Consider the following 20,705-nt stretch of genomic DNA (forward strand, 5'->3'; position numbering starts at 1 on the left):
GATGCGGCCGAGGGCTGCGTCCCGCAGGGCGGCGGGGCGGATGCCGGCGGGCGTGCTGTGGGTGGAAGTCGTCATGTCAAGGTTGAGGCGGCGACCTGTTCTTTTGTTAAAGGATATCCAAATTGGTATCGCTATCATATGGATTTGTCCTAGCGATGAACTTAGTGGTTTCCCAGGGGTAATCGGGAGAAAGCATCTCTGTAGACTCTGAATGATCGCGCAACCATTTGATTCCATGACTCTCATTTTAGAAGCCAGGCCCCGGCCGCTGCCGTCGCGGTGCAGGCAGCGCGCCTTCGGGCTGGTCCTTGGGCTGGTGCTGGCCGTGGCCAGCGTGGGCGCGATGGCCTGCGACACACCGGCGTCGGTCTGTGCGCGGGATGCAGGCCAGAGCTTCGGCCTGGTGCGCGCCGGCCAGCCGGCGGCCGTCATTGTCGAGGCCGGCGCTGACCCGGCGCTGAAGCACGTCGGCCGCAGTTTCGCGGCCGACTTGGGCGCCGTGTCCGGCCGGCCGGCCGCGCAGTTGAGCAGCGTGGCCGGTGCACCGCGCGAGGTCGTCGTCGTCGGCGAACTCGGCCGCAGCCCGCTGGTGGATGGCCTGGTCGCCGTCGGCAAGATCAAGTCGGCCGACCTGAAGGGGTTCAAAGGCGCGTGGGAGGCCTACCGCCAGGTCGTCGTCGACAAGCCCTTCAAGGGCGTGGACCGCGCACTGGTCATCATCGGCTCGGACCGGCGCGGCGCCGTCTTCGGCACCTACGACCTGTCGGCCCGCATCGGTGTCAGCCCCTTGCATTGGTGGGCAGATGTGCCCGTCGCCAAGCGGTCAGACATTTTCGTGACCGCCGGCGCGCGCGGTGACCAGCCGGTCGTCAAGTACCGCGGCATCTTCATCAACGACGAGGCGCCGGCGCTCAGCACCTGGGCCGAGAAGAAGTTCGGCGGCGCCAACGCGGGCATGTACGAACACGTCTTCGAGCTGCTGCTGCGCCTGAAGGCCAACTACCTGTGGCCGGCCATGTGGTCGCCGCGCGCCTTCAACGCCGACGACCCCAAGAACATGGTGCTGGCCGACGAGATGGGCATCGTCATGGGCACCTCCCACCATGAACCGCTGAGCCGCGCCCATGACGAATGGGCCCGCGCCAAGGGCGGCGCCTGGGACTACGCCAAGAACGCGCCCGAGCTGCGCGAGTTCTGGCGCGGCGGCATGCAGCGCATGATGGGCCGGCCTGACGTCACCGCCTTCGACACGCTGGTGACCGTGGGCATGCGCGGCGACGGCGACGAGCCGATGAGCGAAGGCACGGCGACCACGCTGCTGGAGACCATCGTCAAGGACCAGCGCCAGATCATTGCCGACGTCACGAAGCAGCCGGCCGAGAAGACGCCGCAGATGTGGGCCCTCTACAAGGAGGTGCAGGACTACTACGACGCGGGGCTGAAGGTGCCCGACGACGTGCTGCTGCTGTTCGCCGACGACAACTGGGGCCAGATCCGCCGCCTGCCGGACAGCGCCGCCGCCAAGCGCAAGGGTGGCTACGGCGTGTACTACCACTTCGACTACGTCGGCGCGCCGCGCAACTACAAGTGGCTCAACACCAACCAGATCGAGAAGGTCTGGCAGCAGATGAATCTGGCGCAGGCGCACGGCGCCGACGCGCTGTGGATCGTCAACGTCGGCGACATCAAGCCGATGGAGTTCCCCATCAGCTTCTTCCTCGACATGGCTTGGGCACCCGAGCGCATGACGCCGGCCGCGCTGGCGGCCTACCCGAAGGACTGGGCGGCGGCGACCTTTGGCCCTGCCCAGGCGGCGGAGATCGGCGAGCTGGTCACGCGCTACAGCCAGTACGCGGCGCGGCGCAAGCCCGAGCTGATCGACCCGGGCAGCTTCCCGCTCGGCAACGCCACTGCCGACGCGCTGGACGGCGGCGACTTCGGCCGCCGAGTGGCCGAGTGGGACGCCCTGGAGGCGCGCGTCGCTCAGGTCAAAGCCGCGCTGCCGGCCGACCAGCGTGACGCCTATTTCCATCTCGTCGAGCACCCGGTCATCGCGCTCGCCAACCTTTACCGCCTGTACTACGCGGCCGCCTGGAACAACAAGCTCGCCAAGGCCGGCGACCCGCGCGCCAACGTCTTTGCTGACCGCGCCGAGGCCGCTTTCGCCCGCGACCAGGCCATCAGCGACCAGTACCACGCCCTCGCGGGCGGCAAGTGGGACGGCATGATGCTGCAGACCCACATCGGCTACACCAACTGGCAAGAGCCGAGGAAGAACACCATGCCGGCCGTGCAGAGGTTGGCCGGCACGGCGGACGCCAGCGCCGTCGCGCGGCAGCTGACCGTCACGGCGAGCGCTGGGGCGACCGGCGCGCGCGTCATCGAGGCCACGCAGTTCGCCCGCGCCACCAGCGCCAAGGGCCTGGCCTGGACGGCCATCCCCAACCTCGGCCACGGCCAGGGCGCCGTCGTGGCGCTGCCGCAGGGCCGCGCGCCCACGACGGTGGCCGACGACGTGCGGCTGGAGTACGACGTGGACCTGGCCCAGCCCGGCACCTGGCAGCTGCAGCTGCACATGCTGCCCACGCTGGACGTGGGCAAGACCGGCGGCGTCCGCATTGCCGTCGCCATCGGCGAGCGTCCGGCGCAGACCTTGACGCTAAACCTGACCCCCACGCCCAACGACGCCAATACCAAGGAGAAGAAGGACTGGTACCGCGCCGTCATGAACAACGAGTTCGTGCTGCGCGCCGATGCGGTCACGCTGCCGGCGGGCAAGCACGTCATCCGGATCTGGCGGCTGGACGACAACGCCGTGCTGCAGAAGCTGGAGCTGGTGCCCGTCATCAGTGCCTCGGCGCCGGCCGGCGCGGCGCTGACCGGCAACTACCGAAACCTGCTGCGCGAGGTCCGCCTCGAGATCAGCGAGGCCGACATCACCGCCAAGCTGGACGGTTACTGGAAGTCGCTGTTCGAGGGCGGCAAGGACCAGCGCATCGTCTTCGCCGCAGCGCCCACGCCCAATGGCCCGGCGGCCTATGTGCTGGATGTGAACAATGCCGACGTGCGCAGCGAAGGCATGTCCTACGGAATGATGGTGGCCGTGCAGATGGGCCGCAAGGCCGAGTTCGACGCGCTGTGGAACTGGGCCTGGACGCACATGCGCTATGCCGCAGGCCCGCGCCAGAGCTACTTCCGCTGGCAATGCCAGCCCACCGGCTGCGACAAGGACGCTGTGCCGGCCTCGGACGGCGAGGAGTATTTCGCCACCGCGCTGCTGATGGCCGCCGCGCGCTGGGGCAATGGCAATGGGTCCTACGACTACAACGCCCAGGCGCAGGAGATCCTGACCGCCATGCTGCACAAGGAGACGATGAACGGTGGCGTGAAGGAGGGCGCCCGCTCGATGTTCTCGCCCCAGCACGGCCAGGTCGTCTTCGTGCCGGTGGGCAGGGCCGCAGACTTCAGCGACCCGTCCTACCACCTGCCGGCTTTCTACGAGATCTGGGCCCGGCGCGCCGCCAAGCCCGAGGACCGCCAGCGCTGGAGCGAGATCGCCGACATCAGCCGCGCCTACTTCAACAAGGCCGCGCACCCCAGCACCGGCCTGACGCCCGACTACGCCGAGTTCGACGGCCGCCCCAAGGTGCTGGATGGCCATGAGGACTTCCGCTACGACGCCTTCCGCACGGCGGTGAACTGGAGCGTGGACCAGGCCTGGTGGGGCAAAAACTCCGCCGCCGCCGGCCTCAGCACCAGGCTGCTGAGCTTCTTCACGGCCCAGAAGCAGCCCTACACACACCTCTACACGGTGGATGGCAAGCCGCTGAACGACGAGCCGAGCAAGGGGCTGATGGCCAGCAACGCCGTCGCGGCGCTGTTGGTGGAGAAGCCCATGGCCAAGCGCTTCGTCGACGACCTCTGGGCGCTGGCGCCGCCCACCGGCCAATGGCGCTACTACGACGGGCTGCTGCAGTTCATGGCCATGCTGCACATCACGGGGCGGTTCAAGGCCTGGTGAAGCCGCCGCGCCCGACGTGAAGAATCTCAAGCCGGTGACTCATTGAGGGTGGCTGGCATCCCTAACATCGCGGTGCGATAACCAAGGGATGGCAATGAACAACGACAACTGCGGCCGAGTCCGGCTCGCACTGATGACCCTCGTCCTGGCCGCCGGCCAGGCCTTCGCTCAGACACCGCCTGCGCCTCCAACGTCAGCCGCGTCCGCAGTCACAGCGGCCGTGCGGCCCCCCGTGGTCTTGCCAGACCCGGCCGAGCCCAAGCCCTTCAACAAGGTCATCACCGCCGAGGCCAAGACGCAGCGGGGCCTCTTCGCGGTCCACAGCCTCAAGAACAAGCTGTACTTCGAGATTCCCAAGGCGCTGCTGGAACAGCCGCTGCTGATGGTGGCCAACGCCACGGCCGTGCCGGCCGGCCTCGAGCACGTGGGCCTCGCGCTCAACCAGGACGTGCTGCGCTTCGTGCTGCACCAGAACCGCGTGCTGCTGCAGTTGGTGTCCCACGGCGCCGTCACCGCACCCGGCAATGTGCTGGCCGATGCGGTGCGTCAATCGCAGCGCGACGCCATCCTGGCGGTGTTCCCCGTCGAGGCTTTCGGCAAGGGCGGCGCGCCGGTGATCGAAGTCACCCGGCTGTTCAGCTCGGAGATCGGCGACTTCAGCGCCCGCACGCTGGTGCGCGGTTCGGTGGACGCCAGCCGCAGCTACGTCGAGAAGACCAAGGCCTTCCCGGGCAGCATTCGGGTAGACGCCGTGCAGACCTACACCGTCGGTCCCGTGCCCACGCCCACGGTGCCCGGCGTGCCGATCGTGCCGCAGATGCAACCTTCGCGCAGTGTGTCGCTCAACCTCGCCTACAACATCGTGCAGTTGCCGCAGCAGCCCATGAAGCCGCGCCTGCATGACGACCGCGTCGGCTTTTTCAGCATCAGCCGCACGGACTTCGGCGACGGCCTACAGGAGGCCCGCCGCGAGCGCCTCATCACCCGCTGGCGCCTGGAGAAGAAGGACCCCGACGCGGCGCTCAGCGAGCCGGTCAAGCCCATCGTCTGGTACATCGACAGCGCCACGCCCACGGCGCTGGTGCCTCATGTGAAGAAGGGCATCGAGGCGTGGAATGCGGCCTTCGAGGCGGCCGGCTTCAAGAACGCCGTGCAGGCCCGGCCCTATCCCACAGCCGAGGAGGACCCCGAGTTCGACCCCGAGGACGTGCGCTACAGCGTCATCCGCTGGGTGCCTTCGCCCATCGCCAATGCCTACGGCCCGCACCTGGCCGACCCGCGCAGCGGCGAGATCCTGAACGCCAACGTCGTGATGTTCCACAACATCGTGCAGCTGCAGCAGGACTGGTATGTCACGCAGGTCGGGCCGCTGGACCCGCGCGCCCGCAAGCTGCCGCTGCCGGACGACCTGATGGGCGACCTGGTGGCCATGGTCGTGACGCACGAGGTGGGGCACTCGCTGGGCTTCCCGCACAACATGAAGAGCAGCTCGCTCTACCCGGTGGCCAAGCTGCGCGACCCGCAGTGGCTCAAGGCGATGGGGCACACGCCGTCGCTGATGGACTACAGCCGCTTCAACTACGTCGCGCAGCCCGAGGACAAGGTCGACCCAGCGCTGCTGATCCCGAAGATCGGGCCGTACGACGTGTTCGCCACGCGCTGGGGCTACACGCCCATCCCGAGTGCCAAGACGCCTGAAGAGGAGCGCCAGCAACTCAACCTGTGGGCGCGCGAGCAGCAGGCCACGCCGTGGCTGCGCTTCGACTCGCCCAAGGCCATGGGCGGAGATTTTGGCCAGAACGCTGAAGCCGTGGGCGATGCCGATGCGGTGACGGCCACCGGCCTGGGCCTGCGCAACCTGCAGCGCGTGATGAAGATGCTGCCCGACGTCGTGCCGCAGGACGGCAAGGACGACCAACTGCTGGAACGCCTGTACCGCGCGACCTGGCAGCAGTGGTCGCGCGAGATTGGCCATGTCGCGTCCATCGTCGGCGGCTACGACGTGCAGAACAAGCACAACGACCAGCCCGGCGCCATCGCCGTGCCGGTACCGCGCGAGCGCCAGCTGCAGGCGGTGAAGTTCCTCACCGACCAGGGGCTGGCGATGCCGCAGTGGCTGCTGGACCCGGCCATCGTGCAACGCCTGACCGCGTCGGAGCAGGCGCTGACGCTGGGCATGAACCAGCGCGGCCTGCTGCGCCAGTTGCTGGCCCCGTCACGCACGCAGCGCCTGATGGCCCAGGAGGCACAGCTCGGCGCCCGCGCCTACCGGCTGGAGGACTTGCTGGCCGACCTGCGCCGCAGCGTGTTCACCGAACTGGGCGGCGCCGCGCCGATCCCGGCCGCGCGGCGCAGCCTGCAGCGCAACTATGTCGACACGCTGGCCGCCCGCCTCAACGGCATCAACCTGATGGGCCAGGACGACGGCGAAGCCGGCATGCGGGCCGAGCTGGTAGAGCTCAAGGGGCTGATCGCTGCCGGTGCCGCTCGGGGTGACCGCACGCGGCGGGCCCATTTGCAGGCCCTGGCCGACACCATCGCCAAGGCCCTGGACCCCCGGTTCGCGCCCGCCGCCAACCCGGCTGCGGCCTTGCTGCGCCTGATCGGCAACCAGGCCGAAGAAGACCCGGCTTCGCAGGCCTGCTGGCCCGGCAATGAACATGTGGCGGGGCAGGGCGCGGACTGACGCCGAGACCCGGCTTTGAGGGGGCGCCCGCGCCCGGGCCGGCGCGTCCGCGCGTCGACAATCGCCGCGATGGCATGCAGGACATTCAGGAAGGCAGCGACGTGGACATGACTGCTGCGCCGCGCGGCTGGCCCCGCCGGCGGCTGCCGCCGGCGATGCTCGCCTCGTTGCTGGTTCATGCGCTGCTGCTGAGCCTGACCTTTGGCGGCGGGCGCGCAGCGCTGTCGGAGTTGGCGCTGCCCGATCTGCGTGTCGTGCTGGCGCCCGCTGCGCCTGCCGCTGTTGCATTGCCGGCGCCCGAGGCCGCCCCCGCGCCGCCCGAATCGCGCGCCGTTGCCGACGCCCAGCCCAGCAAGCCGCCCGAGCCGCCGCCGCCCGTGAGCAGCTTGGCGCTGCTGGCCGTGGAACGGCCGGCGGCCTGGGCAGTGCCGGCAGCGTCGGCCGTGGTCATGCCGGCCATGCCCGCCATCGCGCCGCTGAGTGCCGCGTCGACGCCGGTGGTCGAGTCGCTGCGCCGCCCTGCCGACAACCTGAGGCCGACCAGCGACCGAGAGGTGCAGCAGCGCGTTGCCGAGCTGGCGCAGCTGGACAGCAAGCCGGGCGCGGTGGTCGCAGCACTTTCAAGCGCGTCCAGCCCGGCTGTGGAGAAGCTGCGCCGGCCGGCCGCTGTGCAGCGGCCGGCCGCAGACAAGGAACGCAGCGCCGAACTGGCGCAGCTCGATGCGGCCAAGCCCGCCGCCGCCGTGGCGGCCTTTGGTGCCGCCTCCAGCCCGGCCCTGCAGCGGCTGCGTGGTGCCAGCGACTCGCTGCGCGTGACCACCGACCGGGAGCGCATGACGGAGCTGGCCCAGCTCGACACCGCCCGTCAGCAGGCGCAGCAGCGCGCCCAGCAAATCCAGCAGATGGAGGCGGCGCGCCAGGAGGCCGCGCGGCAGGACGCGATTCGCCAGGAGGCCGCACGGGCCGAGGCCGCCCGCCAGGAAGCCGTTCGGCAGGCCGCCGCCGCGCAAGAGTCAGCCCGGCAGGAGGCCGCCCGCCAGGACGCCGCGCGAGCCGAGGCGGCGCGCCGGGATGCTGCGCGTGAGGCACGCGAGGAAGCGGGGCGGCAAGCTGCGGCGAGCGCGGAGTCGGTGCGACTGGAGGCCGGCCGCATCGACGCGGCCAGGCTGGCGGCGGCCCAGGCCCAAGCTCAGGAAAAAGCCAAGGCCGAGGATGAGCAACGCGAAGCCCGCAAGCGCGCCATCGGCCGCCAGCTGGACGCGGAGGCGGCTCAACGCGACCTGCAACGCGACGCCGAGCGCAAGCGACCCGACTGGGCGCCCTCCCGCCGTGGCCGCCTGTTCGGCCGTACGGATGCGAATGCGGAGCTGGCGGCCTACGGCGAGACCTGGGCGCGCAAGATCGAAAACAATCTGTCGCCCGACACGGCGCGGGAGGTGACGAGGCAGCCGCACACCGACGCCATCGTCACGGTGGCCGTGCGCAGTAACGGCTCGGTCGAGGCCATCACCTTCGTGCGCTCCAGCGGTGTGCCGGCGGTCGACGAGGCCATCACCCGCATCGTGCGCGGCCAGGAGAACTACCCGGCCTTTGCGCCGGCGCTGCTGCGCGACTTCGACGTGGTCGAAATCCGCCGCACCTGGCACTTCGACAGCGCCGTGCGCCTTTACTGAGTTGCTGAGGCCATCAAAGCGGCGGCGCGGGGCGTAAGCAGGGCGCCGTCCTACGACCGCTCGAACGCAGCAGTAGCAAGGTGGCGTTTTTCCACTCCCGGAGAGCGCCATGCCCCGCGGTGACAAGTCGACCTACACCGACAAGCAGAAACGCCAGGCCGAGCACATCGAAGCCGGCTACGAGGATCGCGGCGTGCCCAAGGGAGAAGCCGAAGCCCGCGCCTGGGCCACGGTGAACAAGGAGACCGGCGGCGGCAAAAAGTCCGGCTCAGGCAGAGGCCAGCCGGAGAACCACGAGCCCTCGCGCAAGGGCGGCCGCCTGGGCGGCAAGGCGGCTGCCGGGCGCACGGCGGCCGAGCGCTCGGCGTCGGCCAAGAAGGGCGCCGAAACCCGCAAGCGCAACGCGGCCGCCCGGGCGCGCGCGCACCACTGACGCGAGGGTCAGCCGGTGAGGATGGGCCGCAGCGTCTCGATCTCTTCGACGATGAAGTCGAAGAAGGCGGCGACGCGCGGCGTGTGGCGCAGCTCGGCCGTCGTCAGCAGGCGCCAGATGCGCGTCAGTTCGGGCACCGGGCCGATCACCTGCACGAGGTCCGGTTCGGCGTCGCCCAGCGGCATCGGCAGCGGCGCCACGCCGACGCCCGCCTTGGCCGAGTAGATGAGGCCCAGCACGCTGTTGGCTCGGGCGACGAGGGACGTGGCCGGCGCCACCGTGCGCAGCCACGCGGCGATGCGGTGCTTGGCCATCGTGTCGTCGAAGCCGACGAGGGCGTGCTGCGCCAGGTCCTCCACGCGGTGCGGCCGGCCGTGGCGCTCGATGTAGGTGGTGCTGGCGTAGACGGCCCACACCGAGTTGCCGATCTTGCGGCCCACCAGCGCGCCGTCATCGGTGTCGCCGGAGCGCAGCGCCACGTCGGCCTCGCCCGCGGCCAGGTCGACGTATTTGTCGCTCATGACGAAGTGCACCTGCAGCGCCGGGTAGCGCGCGTTGAAGCGTTGCAGCAGGTCAAGTTGCGTGATGCGGTAGACGATGGGCTCCGGGCAGGTCACGCGGATGACGCCCGAGACCTCGGCAGCCGCCGCAGCCAGTTGCTGCCTGAACTGCGCCACTGCCTCTTCAACCCGCTCGGCATGGGGCAGCAGCGCCTGGCCGATTTCGGTCAGTCGGTAGCCGCTGGGTTCACGTTGAACGAGGGCCAGGCCGAAGCGCTTCTCCAGTTGGGTCAGGCGTCGTTGCACGGTCGATTGGTCCAACCCCAGCGCGCGGCCGGCGGCCAGCGTGCTGCCATGGCGTGCCACGGCGAGCAGGTGCTTCAGGTCGTCCCAGTCGAAGTCTTGGGGGGTATGCGCCATTGCGGCTCCCGTTCTGCAGATTTGCGGCTTACGCCATGGTGCGCCGAGCCGTAGGCTGAAGGCATGAATTCAACCGGAACTGACTTCAAGGCCGCTGCGCGCACCCACTGGGACGCCGCCGCCCAAGGCTGGGACGAGCATACGCCGGCCCTCCACGCATGGCTGCGTCAGACGACCGACGCCATGATCGCCATGGCCGGCGTGCAGCCCGGCGCGCGTGTGCTGGACGTGGCGGCCGGCGCGGGCGACCAGACGCTGGACCTGGCCGAGCGTGTCGGGCCCGCAGGCGCCGTCGTGGCGGTCGATCTGTCACCGGCCCTCGTGGCGCTGGCCGAGCAGCGCGCGCGCCGTGCCGGCTTCGCGCAGGTGCGTTGCTGCGTGGGCGACGGCGAGGCGCTGCCGGTGGAGTCGGCATCATTCGACGCGGCGGTCTGTCGGCTCGGGCTGATGCTCTTCCCCGACCCGCTGCAAGGCCTGCGTGAGATGCACCGCGCGCTGCGCCCCGGCGGGCGCGTCTGCACCGTGGTGTTCTCGGCGCCGCTGCGCAACCCGTGCATCACCACGCTGATGTCGACGGCGCTGCGCCACGCCGGCCTGCCACCCCGCGACCCCGCCACGCCGGGGGGGTTGTTCAGCCTGTCGCGCCCCGGGCAGATCGATGGCCTGTTCCACGAGGCCGGCTTTCGCGATGTCGCGACGACGGCGATCGATTCGGTCTTTCCCATGCCCTCCGTCGACGCCTATCTCCATTTCATCCGCAGCTCGGCCAGCCCGATCTTGCAGATCCTGGCAGGCCTGGGCGAAGACCGCGCCCGCGCTGCCTGGGCCGATATCCGCGAGCAACTGCTGGCCTTCAGCACGCCCACGGGCTGGGCCAGCCCCAGCGAACTGCTGCTGACCGCAGCGCGCAAGCCATGACCGAACTGACGCGACGCGACCTGTTGCAAGGCCTGGCCGGTGCCGCGCTGGCGGCTGCACAACCCCTGCAAGCGGCGCCTGACGGCGTGCTGCGGCTGCTGTGCAGCGGCCCGGCGGGCAGCATCCCCGACATCGTGGCCCGCGCCTTGAGCGAGCCGCTGGCGCTCGCGCTCGGCCGCCGCGTCATCGTCGACAACCGCCCCGGCGCCGCCGGCCAGTTGAGCGTGGGCGCGCTGAAGGCCGCGCCCGCAGACGGCTCGACGCTGCTGGTCGCCCAGGGCGCTATCGCCACCGTCTACCCCGCCCTCTACACGCACCTGGCTTACGACCCTGATGTGGATCTGAAGCCGGTGTCGCTGGCCAGTGAGATGCCGCTGGCATTGGCCGTCGGCCCGGCCGTGCCCTCGGCGGTGGCGACGCTGGCGGACTTCATCGCCTGGCTGCGCGGCCACCCGGCGGCGGCCAACATCGGCTCGCCCGGTGCCGGCACGCTGCCGCATCTACTCGAAGCCATGCTGTTCAGCGAGGTGGGCGTGGCCTGGCAGCACGTCACCTACTCCGGCGGGCCGCCGGCGGTGAACGACCTGCTCGGCGGGCAGATTGCCGCGCTCGTGCTGCCCGAGGGCCTGCTGCGCCAGCATCACGCCACCGGCCGGCTGCGGGTGCTGGCCACGTCGGGCGCGGCACGCAGCGCCTATCTGCCCGAGGTGCCCACCTTTGCCGAACAGGGCCACCCCGGGCTGGTCGTGAAGGAATGGTTCGCGGTGTTTGCGCCCGGTGGGACACCTAGCAATGCAGTAGCGGGGCTGGCCGCCGCGCTGCAAACTGCGCTCGGCCGCCCCGAGATCGAGGCGGTCTTCAGCAAGGCCGGCATGACGCCTTTGTCGTGTTCGCCGGCAGCGCTGACCGCCCGCATCGGCGCCGAGCAGCGTTACTGGAAGCCGGTGCTGCAAGCCCACGGCATCCGGGCCGACTGAGCTGCGCGCCCGATCCTGATCCTCATCCCCCCAAGGAGTTCCCATGCGAATGATGTTGTCACGGCTGGCCATGGCTGCCCTGTTTGGTGCCTCTGTGTTGTCGGGCGCTGCGTCCGCCGCGCCTGGGCTCGACGTCTATGCCATGACGGCCGGCGGCAACTCGGCGTTCGGCGTCATCCCCGGCATGCCCTTCAGCTGCTCCACCTTTGGGCCGGACAGCATCACCAAGATGTTCGGCGCCACGCTGCAGGTCAGTCTGCCAACTGACGGATCGATCTGCGGCGTTGCGAGCGAGCGCCGCGCCGTCAGCGCCGTCGGCGGCGCGATCCAGACGGCGGCGCCGCTGGCGGTGGGCTGGGGCAAGTCGCCCGACATCCGCACCTTCACCGGCGAGGCGCAGGCCCGCGCGGGCTTTGGCAACCTCGGGGTGCGTGCCGGGTCCGCCTACAGCGGCACGACGGACAGCGGCACCGTTACCGGCTCGCAGGCGGGGGCGCGGCAGATCGACGTGATGAAGTTCCCCGGCAGCGGCAACGGCACCTACGTGCCGACGTTCACCATCGATGGTTCGCTGTTCAACATCGGCCGCGGCGAGACGGAAATCGAGGTGAGCTATTCGGTCGGAGCGGCGGCGCCCGTCCAGGTCTTTCGGCTGATGAACCAGCGCGGCACCGTCACGATGTACGTCAACGGCGTCTACCAGCCGTCGTTGCCTGGCATCTCGCTCACCGGCAGCACGGCCACCGGCTTCACGCTGGCCGGCCAGACGACGTTCTCGCTGTCCATCCCGGTTCTGCTGGGCGTGGATCAGGAGCTCGGCATGAGCATGTGGGCCGCGTCCCTGCCCAGCTCCAGTGCCGGCCTGCTGACGCCCAGCGGCGGCGACGCCAGCTTCTACAGCTCGCTCAAGCTGACGGGCATCCAACTCTTTGATGGCGCGGGCACCGAGATGAAGGACTTCACCATCACCTCGGGCTCCGGCACGCTGTACGGCCCGGGCGGCGTCATGCCGGTTCCCGAACCCAGCACCGCGCTGATGCTGGGTGCGGGCTTGCTCGGGCTGCTGGCGTGGCGCCGCCGCGCTTGAGCGCGGTGAAGAAAGGCGTTAGACGAACTCGCTGCGCAGCGCCTCAAACAGGCGCTTGAAGCGTTCGTAGCGCGGCTGCAAAGCGGCAGCCAGCGCGGGGTCGGGTTCGGCAACGCGGGCGATGTCGGGCGTGCGGCAGACCTCGTCCACCGTGCCGCCGCAGGCCAGCCAGGCCAGGCGCGCCGCGCCGAGGGCGCCACCGGCTTCAGCGCCGACGCCGTTGACGAGGCGCACGTTCAGCAGCGAGGCGAGCAACTTGGCCCACCACTCGCTGCGCGCGCCGCCGCCGACGAGCCACAGCTGCTCGGCCGAGCCGCCGCCGGCTTGCAGCGCCTGCCAGCCGTCCAGCAGCGCGAAGCCGACGCCTTCGAGCACGGCGTAGCCCAGCGCTGCCGCGTCATGCTCGTGCGTCAAGCCGAAGAACACGCCCTTGGCGTTGGCGTTGTTGTGCGGCGTGCGTTCACCGCTGAGGTAGGGCAGGAAGATGGGCGCCTGCTGGCGCTGCGTGTCGCTCAGTGCGGCGACCTTGTCGATCAGCGTTGCCTCGTTGGGCTCGTTCAGTAACTGCGTGACCCAGCGCAGCGAGCTGGCGGCGCTGAGCACGACGCTCATCTGGTGCCAGGTGTCGGGCAGTGCATGGCAGAAGGCATGCACGGCGCGGGCCGGGTTAGGGCTGAAGGCGGGGTTGCACAGGAAGATGACGCCCGAGGTGCCGAGTGACAGAAAGCCGTCGCCGGGCTTGACGACGCCCATGCCGACGGCGCTGGCCGCGTTGTCGCCACCGCCGCCCGCGACCGGGATGCCAGCCGGCAAGCCCCAGCGCGCGGCCAGCTCGGGCTTGAGCGTGGCGCTGGCTTCGCTGCCTTCGACAAGCCGGGGCATGTGGGCCTCGGTCAGGCCGGTCAGCGCCAGCGCCTCGGGCGACCAGCAGCGCCGGCCGACGTCCAGCCACAGCGTGCCGGCGGCGTCGCTCATCTCGCTGACGTACTCGCCGCTCAGCTGCAGACGCAGCCAGTCCTTGGGCAGCAGCACCTTGGCGACGCGCGCGAACAGCTCGTGCTCGTGCTGGCGCATCCAGGCCAGCTTGGGCGCCGTGAAGCCGGGCATGGCCAGGTTGCCGGTGATGGCCGGCAGCTCGGGGCAGGCGGCCATCATCTCGGCGCACTGCGGGCCGCTGCGGCCGTCGTTCCACAGGATGGCCGGGCGCAGCACCTGGTCGGCGGCGTCCAGCGTGACGGCGCCGTGCATCTGGCCTGACAGGCCGATGCCGCGCACCTGCGCGAGCGCGTCGCCGTGCTCTTCCTTCAGCTTGGCCATGCCGGCATCGAGCGCGGCCCACCAGGCGGCGGGGTCTTGTTCACTCCACAGCGGTTGCGGGCGCTGCACGGTGAGCGCAACACCGGTGGTGGTGACGATGCGGTGCTGCTCGTCGAGCAGCAGCAGCTTCAGCTCGGAGGTGCCGAGGTCGATGCCGAGGAACATGGTGCGTTTGATTTTGTATTGCGTTTTGGGCCGAGCGCCGGGCCGCTCCCAAGCCGGCCCGCCTGACGATGTGCTTGCCGGTCAATCCGGCAAGCATCGTCATCCCCTCGGGGGATCGACCAGACTCGCCCGCGTTCAGCGAGGCGAGCTGGGCGAGGGGTCAACAGTTTTAGACGAAGTTGTTGACGATGTTTTCCAGGCGCTCTTGGCGGCCGGAACGGGCCACTGGCGAGATGCCTTGCGCGTGCACGATCGTGGCCAGATCGTCGAGGCTGGCGCCGCCGGCGATCTTCTTGCCCAGGTCGCCTTCCCAGCCTGCGTAACGGTCGCCCACGGCCTTCTCAAGCTGGCCACTCTCGAACAGCGCGGCCGCATTCAGGAAGGCACGGGCCATCGTGTCCATGCCGCCGATGTGGCCTTCGAGCTGGTCGGTCGGGTCGATGGACTGGCGGCGCACCTTGGCGTCGAAGTTGGTGCCGCCGGTCGTGAAGCCACCCGCGCGGATGATCTCCAGCATGGCCGGCACCAGCGCGGCGTGGTTGTTGGGGAACTGGTCGGTGTCCCAGCCCAGTTGCTCGTCGCCGCGGTTGGCGTCGATGGAGCCGAAGATGCCCAGGGCGCAGGCGGTGGCGACTTCGTGCTCGAAGCTGTGGCCGGCCAGCGTGGCGTGGTTGACTTCGATGTTGACCTTGACCTCGTTCTCCAGGCCGTAGGTCTTCAGGAAGCCGTAGACCGTGGCACTGTCGTAGTCGTACTGGTGCTTGGTGGGCTCCTGCGGCTTGGGCTCGATGAGGATGGCGCCCTTGAAGCCGATCTTGTGCTTGTGCTCGACAACGGCGCTGAGGAAGCGGCCGTACTGGGCCAGTTCGCGCTTGAGGTCGGTGTTCAGCAGCGTTTCGTAACCTTCACGGCCGCCCCACAGCACGTAGTTCTGGCCACCCAGGCGGTTCGTCCACTCCAGCACGTGCTTGACCTGCGCCGCGCCGTAGGCGAAGACTTCCGGGTCCGGGTTGGTGGCCGCGCCGCTCATGAAGCGGGGGTTGGAGAACAGGTTGGCGGTGCCCCAGAGCAGGCCGATGTTCTTGTCCTGCATCTTCTTGGCGGCGGCTTCGAGCAGGCCGTCGAGGATGCGGTTGGACTCGGCCAGCGTCGCGCCTTCGGGGGCCACGTCGCGGTCATGGAAGCACCAGTAGGGCAGGCCCAGCTTGCCGAACAGGTCGAAGGCGGATTCCAGCTTCATCTGCGCCGCCTTGACCGGGTCGGCTTCGCAGAACCAGTCGCGCGAGTGGGCGGTGGCGCCCAGGCCGAAGATGTCTTCGCCCTTCCAGCAGAAGTTGTGCCAGTAGCAGACGGCCGGGCGCAGATGCTCGGCCAGGGTCTTGCCCATGACGACGCGCTTGGCGTCATACCAGCGGTAGGCCAGCGGGTTGGTGGACTGGGGGCCTTCGTATTGAACGACGGGGAGATCGGAATAGGCGGTGCTCATGGCAAGGTCCTTGACTAGCGGGAGAGGTGGTGATGATGAGGCTAGACGGCGTTGGGCGCAGCGCCAGCCCTGAGCCGGCGTTCGGCAAGCTCTTCGGACATTTTGAGTGTCGTGTGCTTGTCCAGCTTGTTGAACAGCAGGCTGAAGAAGCAGCCGGCAAACAGCGCGCCAACGACGAAGCTGGACATGACGCGGTAGCCCTCGATGGCGTTGGGCGCGGCCGGCAGCTGCGTGTCGTAGCCAAAAAAGTGCGCCAGCAGCCACAGGAAGCTGGCCGACCCGAGGGCCAGGCCTGCCTTCAGCGAGAAGCCGATGGTGGCAAACACCATGCCGGTGAAGCGGCGGCCGGTCTGCCACTCCGAGTAGTCGGCGGCGTCGGCGTACATGGCCCACATGACGGCGATGGTCGGGGCGTAGAAGATGGCGCCGAGCATGTGCAGGCCGAGCATGCCCCAGACGGCGTCAGGCGGCAGCACGTACATGGCCAAGGCCTGCAACGTCGACAGCCCGAAGGCCACGGTCGCGACGGTGCGCTTGCCGAAGCGCGCCGACAGCCCCGCCGACAGCATGATGACGACGATGGTCGTCGCGAAGCCGGCCATGTTCAGGATGCTGTTGAACACGTCGGCCGCATTGGAGCTAGCGAGCTGGTCGCGCGTGCCGTGCACGATGTAGCCCAGCGAGTCGGCGATGCTGCCCGTGCCGGCGGCGTCGGGTGTCGTCAGGCCTAAAGCGGCGACGAAGTCGAACATCGCGCCCTTGTCGACGTAGTGGTGGTAGTAGTTGTAGTGGGCACCGCCGCGCAGGGCCAGCATGCCGAAGTTGAAGACGGTGTAGAGCACCAGCGCGATCCACGGGCCGTTCTTCAGCAGGTCGGAGAAATCCTGCTTCGGCGAGCTGTGCGTCTCGACGATGGGCTTGATGCGCTCCTTGGTGGTGAAGAAGGTGACGAGGAACAGCACCAGGCAGACGGCGGCCCAGATCGTCATCGTGACCTGCCAGCCGTGGGCGCGGTCATGCCCTTGCGCAAACTTGGCCACCAGCGGCAGCGTGAAGCCGCCGACGATGAACTGCGCCACGTTGACCGACACGAAGCGGTAGGAGTTGAGCTTGGTGCGCTCGTTGAGGTCGCCCGTCATGACGCCGCCTAAAGCGGAGTAGGGCATGTTGTTCATCGAGTACAGCGTCATCAGCAGCGTGTTGGTGATGCCCGCGTAGGCGATGACCATGCCGGTGCTCCAGCCCCAGGCCGGGTCGGGCGTGGTGTAGGCCAGGATCATGACGACGCACCAGGGCACGGTCGTCCAAAGCACCCAGGGGCGGAACTTGCCCCAGCGCGTGTTGGTGCGGTCCGCCATCACGCCCATGAGGGGGTCGAAGATGGCGTCCCACAGCCGCGGCCACAGCAGGATGGCGGCGGCTGTGCTGGCGGACAGGCCGAACACGTCCGTGTAGAAGTTCAGCTGGAACAGCACCATGGTCATGAAGACGAAGTTGGCAGCCGCGTCGCCGCAGCTGTAACCCGCCTTCTCCATGAAGGAAAGGGGCTGGTGGGTGGTCATAGGTCTCCTCTTCTGTTTTTAGACGGGCGCCGCCCGGGCAGGCGCGCGCTCGGGGGGCATCAGATCAGGCCTTGGCTTCGTAGCTCAGGTAGTCGAAGTCGGCGGTCGTGCGGGTGCCGGCCAGATCTTGGCAGGCGATGCCGATGAAATTGCCGGTGAAGCCGAAGCTGTTGGCAAAGCCGTTGATGAAGCGGGTCGCGAACTCGTCGCTGAGCATGGCTGCGTCCAGCGCCGGGCCGAGGGCCTGCCAGGACTGGCCATCCTGCCTGAAGGAGAACTGGTAGGTGTCGTGGCTGAACTCGACGGCCAGGTCCACCGGGCCGGCGGCCAGCGGCACGGGCGTGGCGGGCCCGCTGATCGCGCCGTCGCGGTTGACGGTCAGGTAGACGACGCGCTGGTGGCTGTCCGGCTCACGCGTGACGTGCAGGTAGGCGTGGTTGCGCGTGTTGTAGTAGGCGACGAGGCCGGCCATCTGGTGGAAGCTGTCGGGCTCGAAATCGACACGCGTCTCGACGCGGCAGTTGAAGTGCTGCTGGCGGCGCGCGACCAGGCTCTGATCGAACAGGCTCATCAGCGACTCGCGGCCCGTCAGGCGCAGGTGGCCGGGGCGGGCGGTAAGGGAGGCCCAGCTCTCGTCGAAGGGCTTGCGCAGCGAGTTCAGGTGACCGTTGAAGGTGGTCGAGTCGAAGTCGTCGCGCGGGGGCTCGGCAGGGAAGGGATGCGGCGGCAGGTCGGGCAGCGCGACGCTCATGCTCGGCTGCTGGCCCGCCTGACCATTTGCACCGACGACCTCCGGCCAGCCGTCATCGCGCCAGTGCAGGCGTTGCAGCGCCGTCTCGCGGCCCAGCGGGCAGTGCAGGCCGGCATAGCCGCCTTCGGGCAAGTTCTGGTGTGCGTTCGGGCCGGTCCACTCCAGCGGGCGGCCGCAGAGGTGGGCCATGAACCATTCGCCCTTGCCCGTCTCGACCCAGCTGGCATGGCCGCTGCGCTGCAGGCCATCGGTGGGCTTTTGCCAGGCCGTCAGCAGCGGGTTGCCGGGCAGGGTTTCGTAGGGTCCGTCGAGCTGGCGCGAGCGGGCCAGCGTCACGGCGTGTTCGTAGAAGGTACCGCCCTCGGCCGTCAGCAGGTAGTACCAGCCATTGCGGTGGTAGAGGTGCGGGCCTTCGACGACGCCCAGCTCCGTGCCGGCATAGATGTTCTTGATCGGGCCGACGAGCTTCCTGGCCTCGTGGTCGTACTCCTGCAGCAGGATGCCGTTGAAGTGGTGCTTGCCGGGCCAGTGGATCCACTGCTGGTTGATCAACCAATGTTTGCCATCAGCATCGTGGAACAGGCTGGGGTCGAAGCCCGAGCTGTTCAGGTAGATGGGCTCGCTCCACGGGCCGTCGATGCTGGGCGCCGTGATGAGGTAGTTGTGCGTGTCCTTGAACGCGCCGATGGTGCTGCGCACATCGGTGTAGATCATCCAGAACTGGCCATGCGAATAGGTCAGGCAGGGCGCCCAGACGCCGGCCGAATCGGGGTGGCCGTTCAGGTCGAGCTGGCTGGTGCGCGTGACGGCATAGCTGTGGTGGCGCCAGTTGACGAGGTCGCGCGAGTGGTGGATGCGCACGCCCGGCCACCACTCGAAGGTGGAGGTGGCGATGTAGTAGTCGTCACCGCCCTCACCAGGAACGCGGCAGATGGACGGGTCGGCGTGGAAGCCCGGCAGGATGGGATTGGCGATCATCGTCATGGCTGGAGAAAAGCGGTGTGCGTGGAGCAGTCGTGTGGACGGTGGTAGCGCTAGCGAGAGGGTCCCGGGTTACAAGACCTTGTCTCCGAAGGGAAAGCTGGCGGAATTCATGCGGCCGACGGGCTTGCGGGAACGAAATGTAGCGCTACCATTTACATTCGCGCAAGCCGGGATTGCGTGGAAGAAGCACGCCGAATGGCGGGGAGACAAGATGAGGACAAGTTTCAGACGGCTGGGCATGGCGCCGTTGCTGGCGTTGCTGCTGGCGTTGCTACCCACCTGGGCCGTGGCCGAGGACGGCCATGAGCTGTGGCTGCGCTACCGGCCGCTGGCCGGGCAGGCCAGGGCGCAGGCCGCCGTGAGCGCCGTCGTGCTTGCGGCCACGCCTTCCGCGACGACCCAGGCCGCGCTCACCGAACTGCAGCGCGGCGTGAAAGGGTTGATTGGACGTGAGCTCCCGCTCACGCAGCGCATCAAGCCTGGCGCGCTGTTGCTGGCTACTCGTGCCCAGGCGCCGGCCGGCCTCGACGTGCGCTGGGACGACCTGGGCCGCGAGGGCTACGCGCTGCGCAGCCTCAAGCTGCAGGGCCGAGCGGTGACCGTCATCGCCGCCAACAGCGACGCGGGCCTGCTCTACGGCAGCTTTGCCTGGCTGCGCGCCGCCCAGACAGGGGCCGACCTGACGCGGCTGGACCAGCGCTCCGCGCCACAGGTGGCCTTGCGCCTGCTCAACCACTGGGACAACCTGGACGGCCACGTCGAGCGCGGCTATGCCGGCGCGTCGTTGTGGGACTGGTGGAAGCTGCCCGACATCCTCGATGCGCGCTACGTCGATTACGCCCGCGCCAATGCGTCGCTCGGCATCAACGGCACGGTGCTGAACAACGTCAACGCCAAGGCTGAGTCGATGACGGCGCCTTTCCTGGCCAAGGCGGCGGCGCTGGCGGATGTGTTCCGGCCTTACGGCATCCGCGTCTATCTGTCGGCGCGCTTCTCGGCGCCCGTCGACCTGGGCGGCCTGAAGACGGCCGACCCGCTGGACCCGGCCGTGCGCGCCTGGTGGCAGGCCAAGGCCGATGAGATCTACCAGACGATTCCCGACTTCGGCGGCTTTCTCGTCAAGGCCAACTCCGAGGGCCAGCCCGGCCCCCAGGACTACGGCCGCAACCATGCCGACGGTGCCAACATGCTGGCCGAGGCGCTGGCGCCGCATGGCGGCGTCGTGCTGTGGCGGGCCTTCGTCTACGCGGCCGACGCGAGCGACCGCGCCAAGCAGGCCTACGCCGAGTTCCAGCCGCTGGACGGCCAGTTCGCCGCCAACGTCATCGTCCAGGTGAAGAACGGCCCCATCGACTTCCAGCCGCGCGAGCCTTTCCACCCGCTGTTCGGCGCCATGCCCAAGACGCCGCTGGCGCTGGAGTTGCAGATCACCAAGGAATACCTGGGTTTCTCGACGCATCTGGTGCACCTCGGCCCGCTGTTCCAGGAGGTGCTGCAGGCCGACACCGGCCATGGCGCCACCGTGTCGCGCGTCGTGAAAGCCATCGCCGGCGTCGCCAACATCGGCCAGGACCGCAACTGGAGCGGTTCGCAGTTCGACCAGGCCAACTGGTATGCCTTCGGCCGCATGGCCTGGGACCCTGACCTGGCCTCGGCCGTCGTTGCTCGCGACTGGGTGGCCCAAACCTTCACCACCCGCCCGGCCGCACGCGACGCCATCGCCCG

At 69.1% G+C, this 20,705-nt stretch carries 13 protein-coding genes; 8 read left to right on the forward strand and 5 right to left on the reverse strand.

Going from position 1 to position 20,705, the window contains the following annotated elements; translation table 11 throughout:
* Nucleotides 1–235 precede the first annotated feature (235 nt).
* The 4 genes from ABIS05_RS26885 to ABIS05_RS26900 all read left to right on the forward strand — a co-directional run bounded on the left by ABIS05_RS26885 (nucleotide 236) and on the right by ABIS05_RS26900 (nucleotide 8,813).
* Nucleotides 236–4,021: a glycosyl hydrolase family 8 gene (locus ABIS05_RS26885; protein WP_348009734.1), complete on the forward strand. Its 3,786-nt coding sequence runs from the start codon at nucleotides 236–238 to the stop codon at nucleotides 4,019–4,021.
* 94 nt (nucleotides 4,022–4,115) lie between these two features.
* Nucleotides 4,116–6,707 carry a zinc-dependent metalloprotease gene (locus tag ABIS05_RS26890; protein WP_348009735.1) on the forward strand — a complete coding sequence of 864 codons (2,592 nt, stop codon included), beginning with the start codon at nucleotides 4,116–4,118 and terminating at the stop codon, nucleotides 6,705–6,707.
* Nucleotides 6,708–6,781: 74 nt separating this feature from the next.
* Nucleotides 6,782–8,380 (forward strand): TonB C-terminal domain-containing protein, encoded by a 1,599-nt coding sequence (locus ABIS05_RS26895; RefSeq protein ID WP_348009736.1) that lies wholly within the window; start codon nucleotides 6,782–6,784, stop codon nucleotides 8,378–8,380.
* A gap of 109 nt (nucleotides 8,381–8,489) precedes the next feature.
* A complete protein-coding gene (locus tag ABIS05_RS26900) occupies nucleotides 8,490–8,813 on the forward strand; it encodes a plasmid stabilization protein (RefSeq protein WP_348009737.1) in 324 nt (107 codons plus the stop codon).
* Between the two features lie 8 nt (nucleotides 8,814–8,821).
* Here the strand turns inward: ABIS05_RS26900 and ABIS05_RS26905 are convergent, their stop codons facing one another.
* Nucleotides 8,822–9,733 carry a LysR family transcriptional regulator gene (locus ABIS05_RS26905; RefSeq protein WP_348009738.1) on the reverse strand — a complete coding sequence of 304 codons (912 nt, stop codon included), beginning with the start codon at nucleotides 9,731–9,733 and terminating at the stop codon, nucleotides 8,822–8,824.
* Nucleotides 9,734–9,796: 63 nt separating this feature from the next.
* On the opposite strand from ABIS05_RS26905, the gene ABIS05_RS26910 reads away from it, so the two are divergent.
* The 3 genes from ABIS05_RS26910 to ABIS05_RS26920 are packed head-to-tail and all read left to right on the forward strand — an operon-like array spanning nucleotide 9,797 to nucleotide 12,715.
* The gene (locus ABIS05_RS26910; RefSeq protein WP_348009739.1) at nucleotides 9,797–10,651 is read left to right on the forward strand and encodes a class I SAM-dependent methyltransferase; all 855 of its coding nucleotides are present in this window, start codon (nucleotides 9,797–9,799) and stop codon (nucleotides 10,649–10,651) included.
* A complete protein-coding gene (locus ABIS05_RS26915) occupies nucleotides 10,648–11,628 on the forward strand; it encodes a tripartite tricarboxylate transporter substrate-binding protein (protein ID WP_348009740.1) in 981 nt (326 codons plus the stop codon). Before ABIS05_RS26910 ends, ABIS05_RS26915 begins: the two co-directional genes overlap by 4 nt.
* A 43-nt stretch (nucleotides 11,629–11,671) precedes the next feature.
* Nucleotides 11,672–12,715, forward strand: coding sequence for a PEP-CTERM sorting domain-containing protein (locus ABIS05_RS26920; RefSeq protein ID WP_348009741.1), 1,044 nt, complete (start codon nucleotides 11,672–11,674; stop codon nucleotides 12,713–12,715).
* A gap of 18 nt (nucleotides 12,716–12,733) precedes the next feature.
* On the opposite strand, the gene xylB is transcribed toward ABIS05_RS26920, so the two are convergent.
* The 4 genes from xylB to ABIS05_RS26940 all read right to left on the reverse strand — a co-directional run bounded on the left by xylB (nucleotide 12,734) and on the right by ABIS05_RS26940 (nucleotide 18,974).
* Nucleotides 12,734–14,197: a xylulokinase gene (xylB, locus tag ABIS05_RS26925; RefSeq protein WP_348009742.1), complete on the reverse strand. Its 1,464-nt coding sequence runs from the start codon at nucleotides 14,195–14,197 to the stop codon at nucleotides 12,734–12,736.
* 169 nt (nucleotides 14,198–14,366) lie between these two features.
* A complete protein-coding gene (gene xylA / locus ABIS05_RS26930; protein ID WP_348009743.1) occupies nucleotides 14,367–15,683 on the reverse strand; it encodes a xylose isomerase in 1,317 nt (438 codons plus the stop codon).
* 41 nt (nucleotides 15,684–15,724) lie between these two features.
* Nucleotides 15,725–17,245 (reverse strand): MFS transporter, encoded by a 1,521-nt coding sequence (locus ABIS05_RS26935; RefSeq protein ID WP_348009744.1) that lies wholly within the window; start codon nucleotides 17,243–17,245, stop codon nucleotides 15,725–15,727.
* A gap of 64 nt (nucleotides 17,246–17,309) precedes the next feature.
* Entirely contained in the window at nucleotides 17,310–18,974 is a 1,665-nt protein-coding gene (locus tag ABIS05_RS26940; protein ID WP_348009745.1) for a glycoside hydrolase family 43 protein, read from the reverse strand.
* A gap of 217 nt (nucleotides 18,975–19,191) precedes the next feature.
* Here ABIS05_RS26940 and ABIS05_RS26945 point away from each other — a divergent pair.
* Nucleotides 19,192–20,705 (forward strand): alpha-glucuronidase family glycosyl hydrolase (locus ABIS05_RS26945; protein ID WP_348009746.1); only part of this gene is annotated, 1,514 nt, incomplete at its 3' end.

The sequence above is a fragment of the Roseateles sp. genome (genome assembly GCF_039929605.1).
GTDB lineage: Bacteria > Pseudomonadota > Gammaproteobacteria > Burkholderiales > Burkholderiaceae_C > Pelomonas.

What these genes read in the sequence shown, in the direction of transcription:
- ABIS05_RS26885 (WP_348009734.1), top strand. Translation starts at nt 236, where the DNA reads ATGACTCTCATTTTAGAAGCCAGGCCCCGGCCGCTGCCGTCGCGGTGC.
- ABIS05_RS26890 (WP_348009735.1), top strand. Translation starts at nt 4,116, where the DNA reads ATGAACAACGACAACTGCGGCCGAGTCCGGCTCGCACTGATGACCCTC.
- ABIS05_RS26895 (WP_348009736.1), top strand. Translation starts at nt 6,782, where the DNA reads ATGCAGGACATTCAGGAAGGCAGCGACGTGGACATGACTGCTGCGCCG.
- ABIS05_RS26900 (WP_348009737.1), top strand. Translation starts at nt 8,490, where the DNA reads ATGCCCCGCGGTGACAAGTCGACCTACACCGACAAGCAGAAACGCCAG.
- ABIS05_RS26905 (WP_348009738.1), bottom strand. Translation starts at nt 9,733, where the DNA reads ATGGCGCATACCCCCCAAGACTTCGACTGGGACGACCTGAAGCACCTG.
- ABIS05_RS26910 (WP_348009739.1), top strand. Translation starts at nt 9,797, where the DNA reads ATGAATTCAACCGGAACTGACTTCAAGGCCGCTGCGCGCACCCACTGG.
- ABIS05_RS26915 (WP_348009740.1), top strand. Translation starts at nt 10,648, where the DNA reads ATGACCGAACTGACGCGACGCGACCTGTTGCAAGGCCTGGCCGGTGCC.
- ABIS05_RS26920 (WP_348009741.1), top strand. Translation starts at nt 11,672, where the DNA reads ATGCGAATGATGTTGTCACGGCTGGCCATGGCTGCCCTGTTTGGTGCC.
- xylB (WP_348009742.1), bottom strand. Translation starts at nt 14,197, where the DNA reads ATGTTCCTCGGCATCGACCTCGGCACCTCCGAGCTGAAGCTGCTGCTG.
- xylA (WP_348009743.1), bottom strand. Translation starts at nt 15,683, where the DNA reads ATGAGCACCGCCTATTCCGATCTCCCCGTCGTTCAATACGAAGGCCCC.
- ABIS05_RS26935 (WP_348009744.1), bottom strand. Translation starts at nt 17,245, where the DNA reads ATGACCACCCACCAGCCCCTTTCCTTCATGGAGAAGGCGGGTTACAGC.
- ABIS05_RS26940 (WP_348009745.1), bottom strand. Translation starts at nt 18,974, where the DNA reads ATGATCGCCAATCCCATCCTGCCGGGCTTCCACGCCGACCCGTCCATC.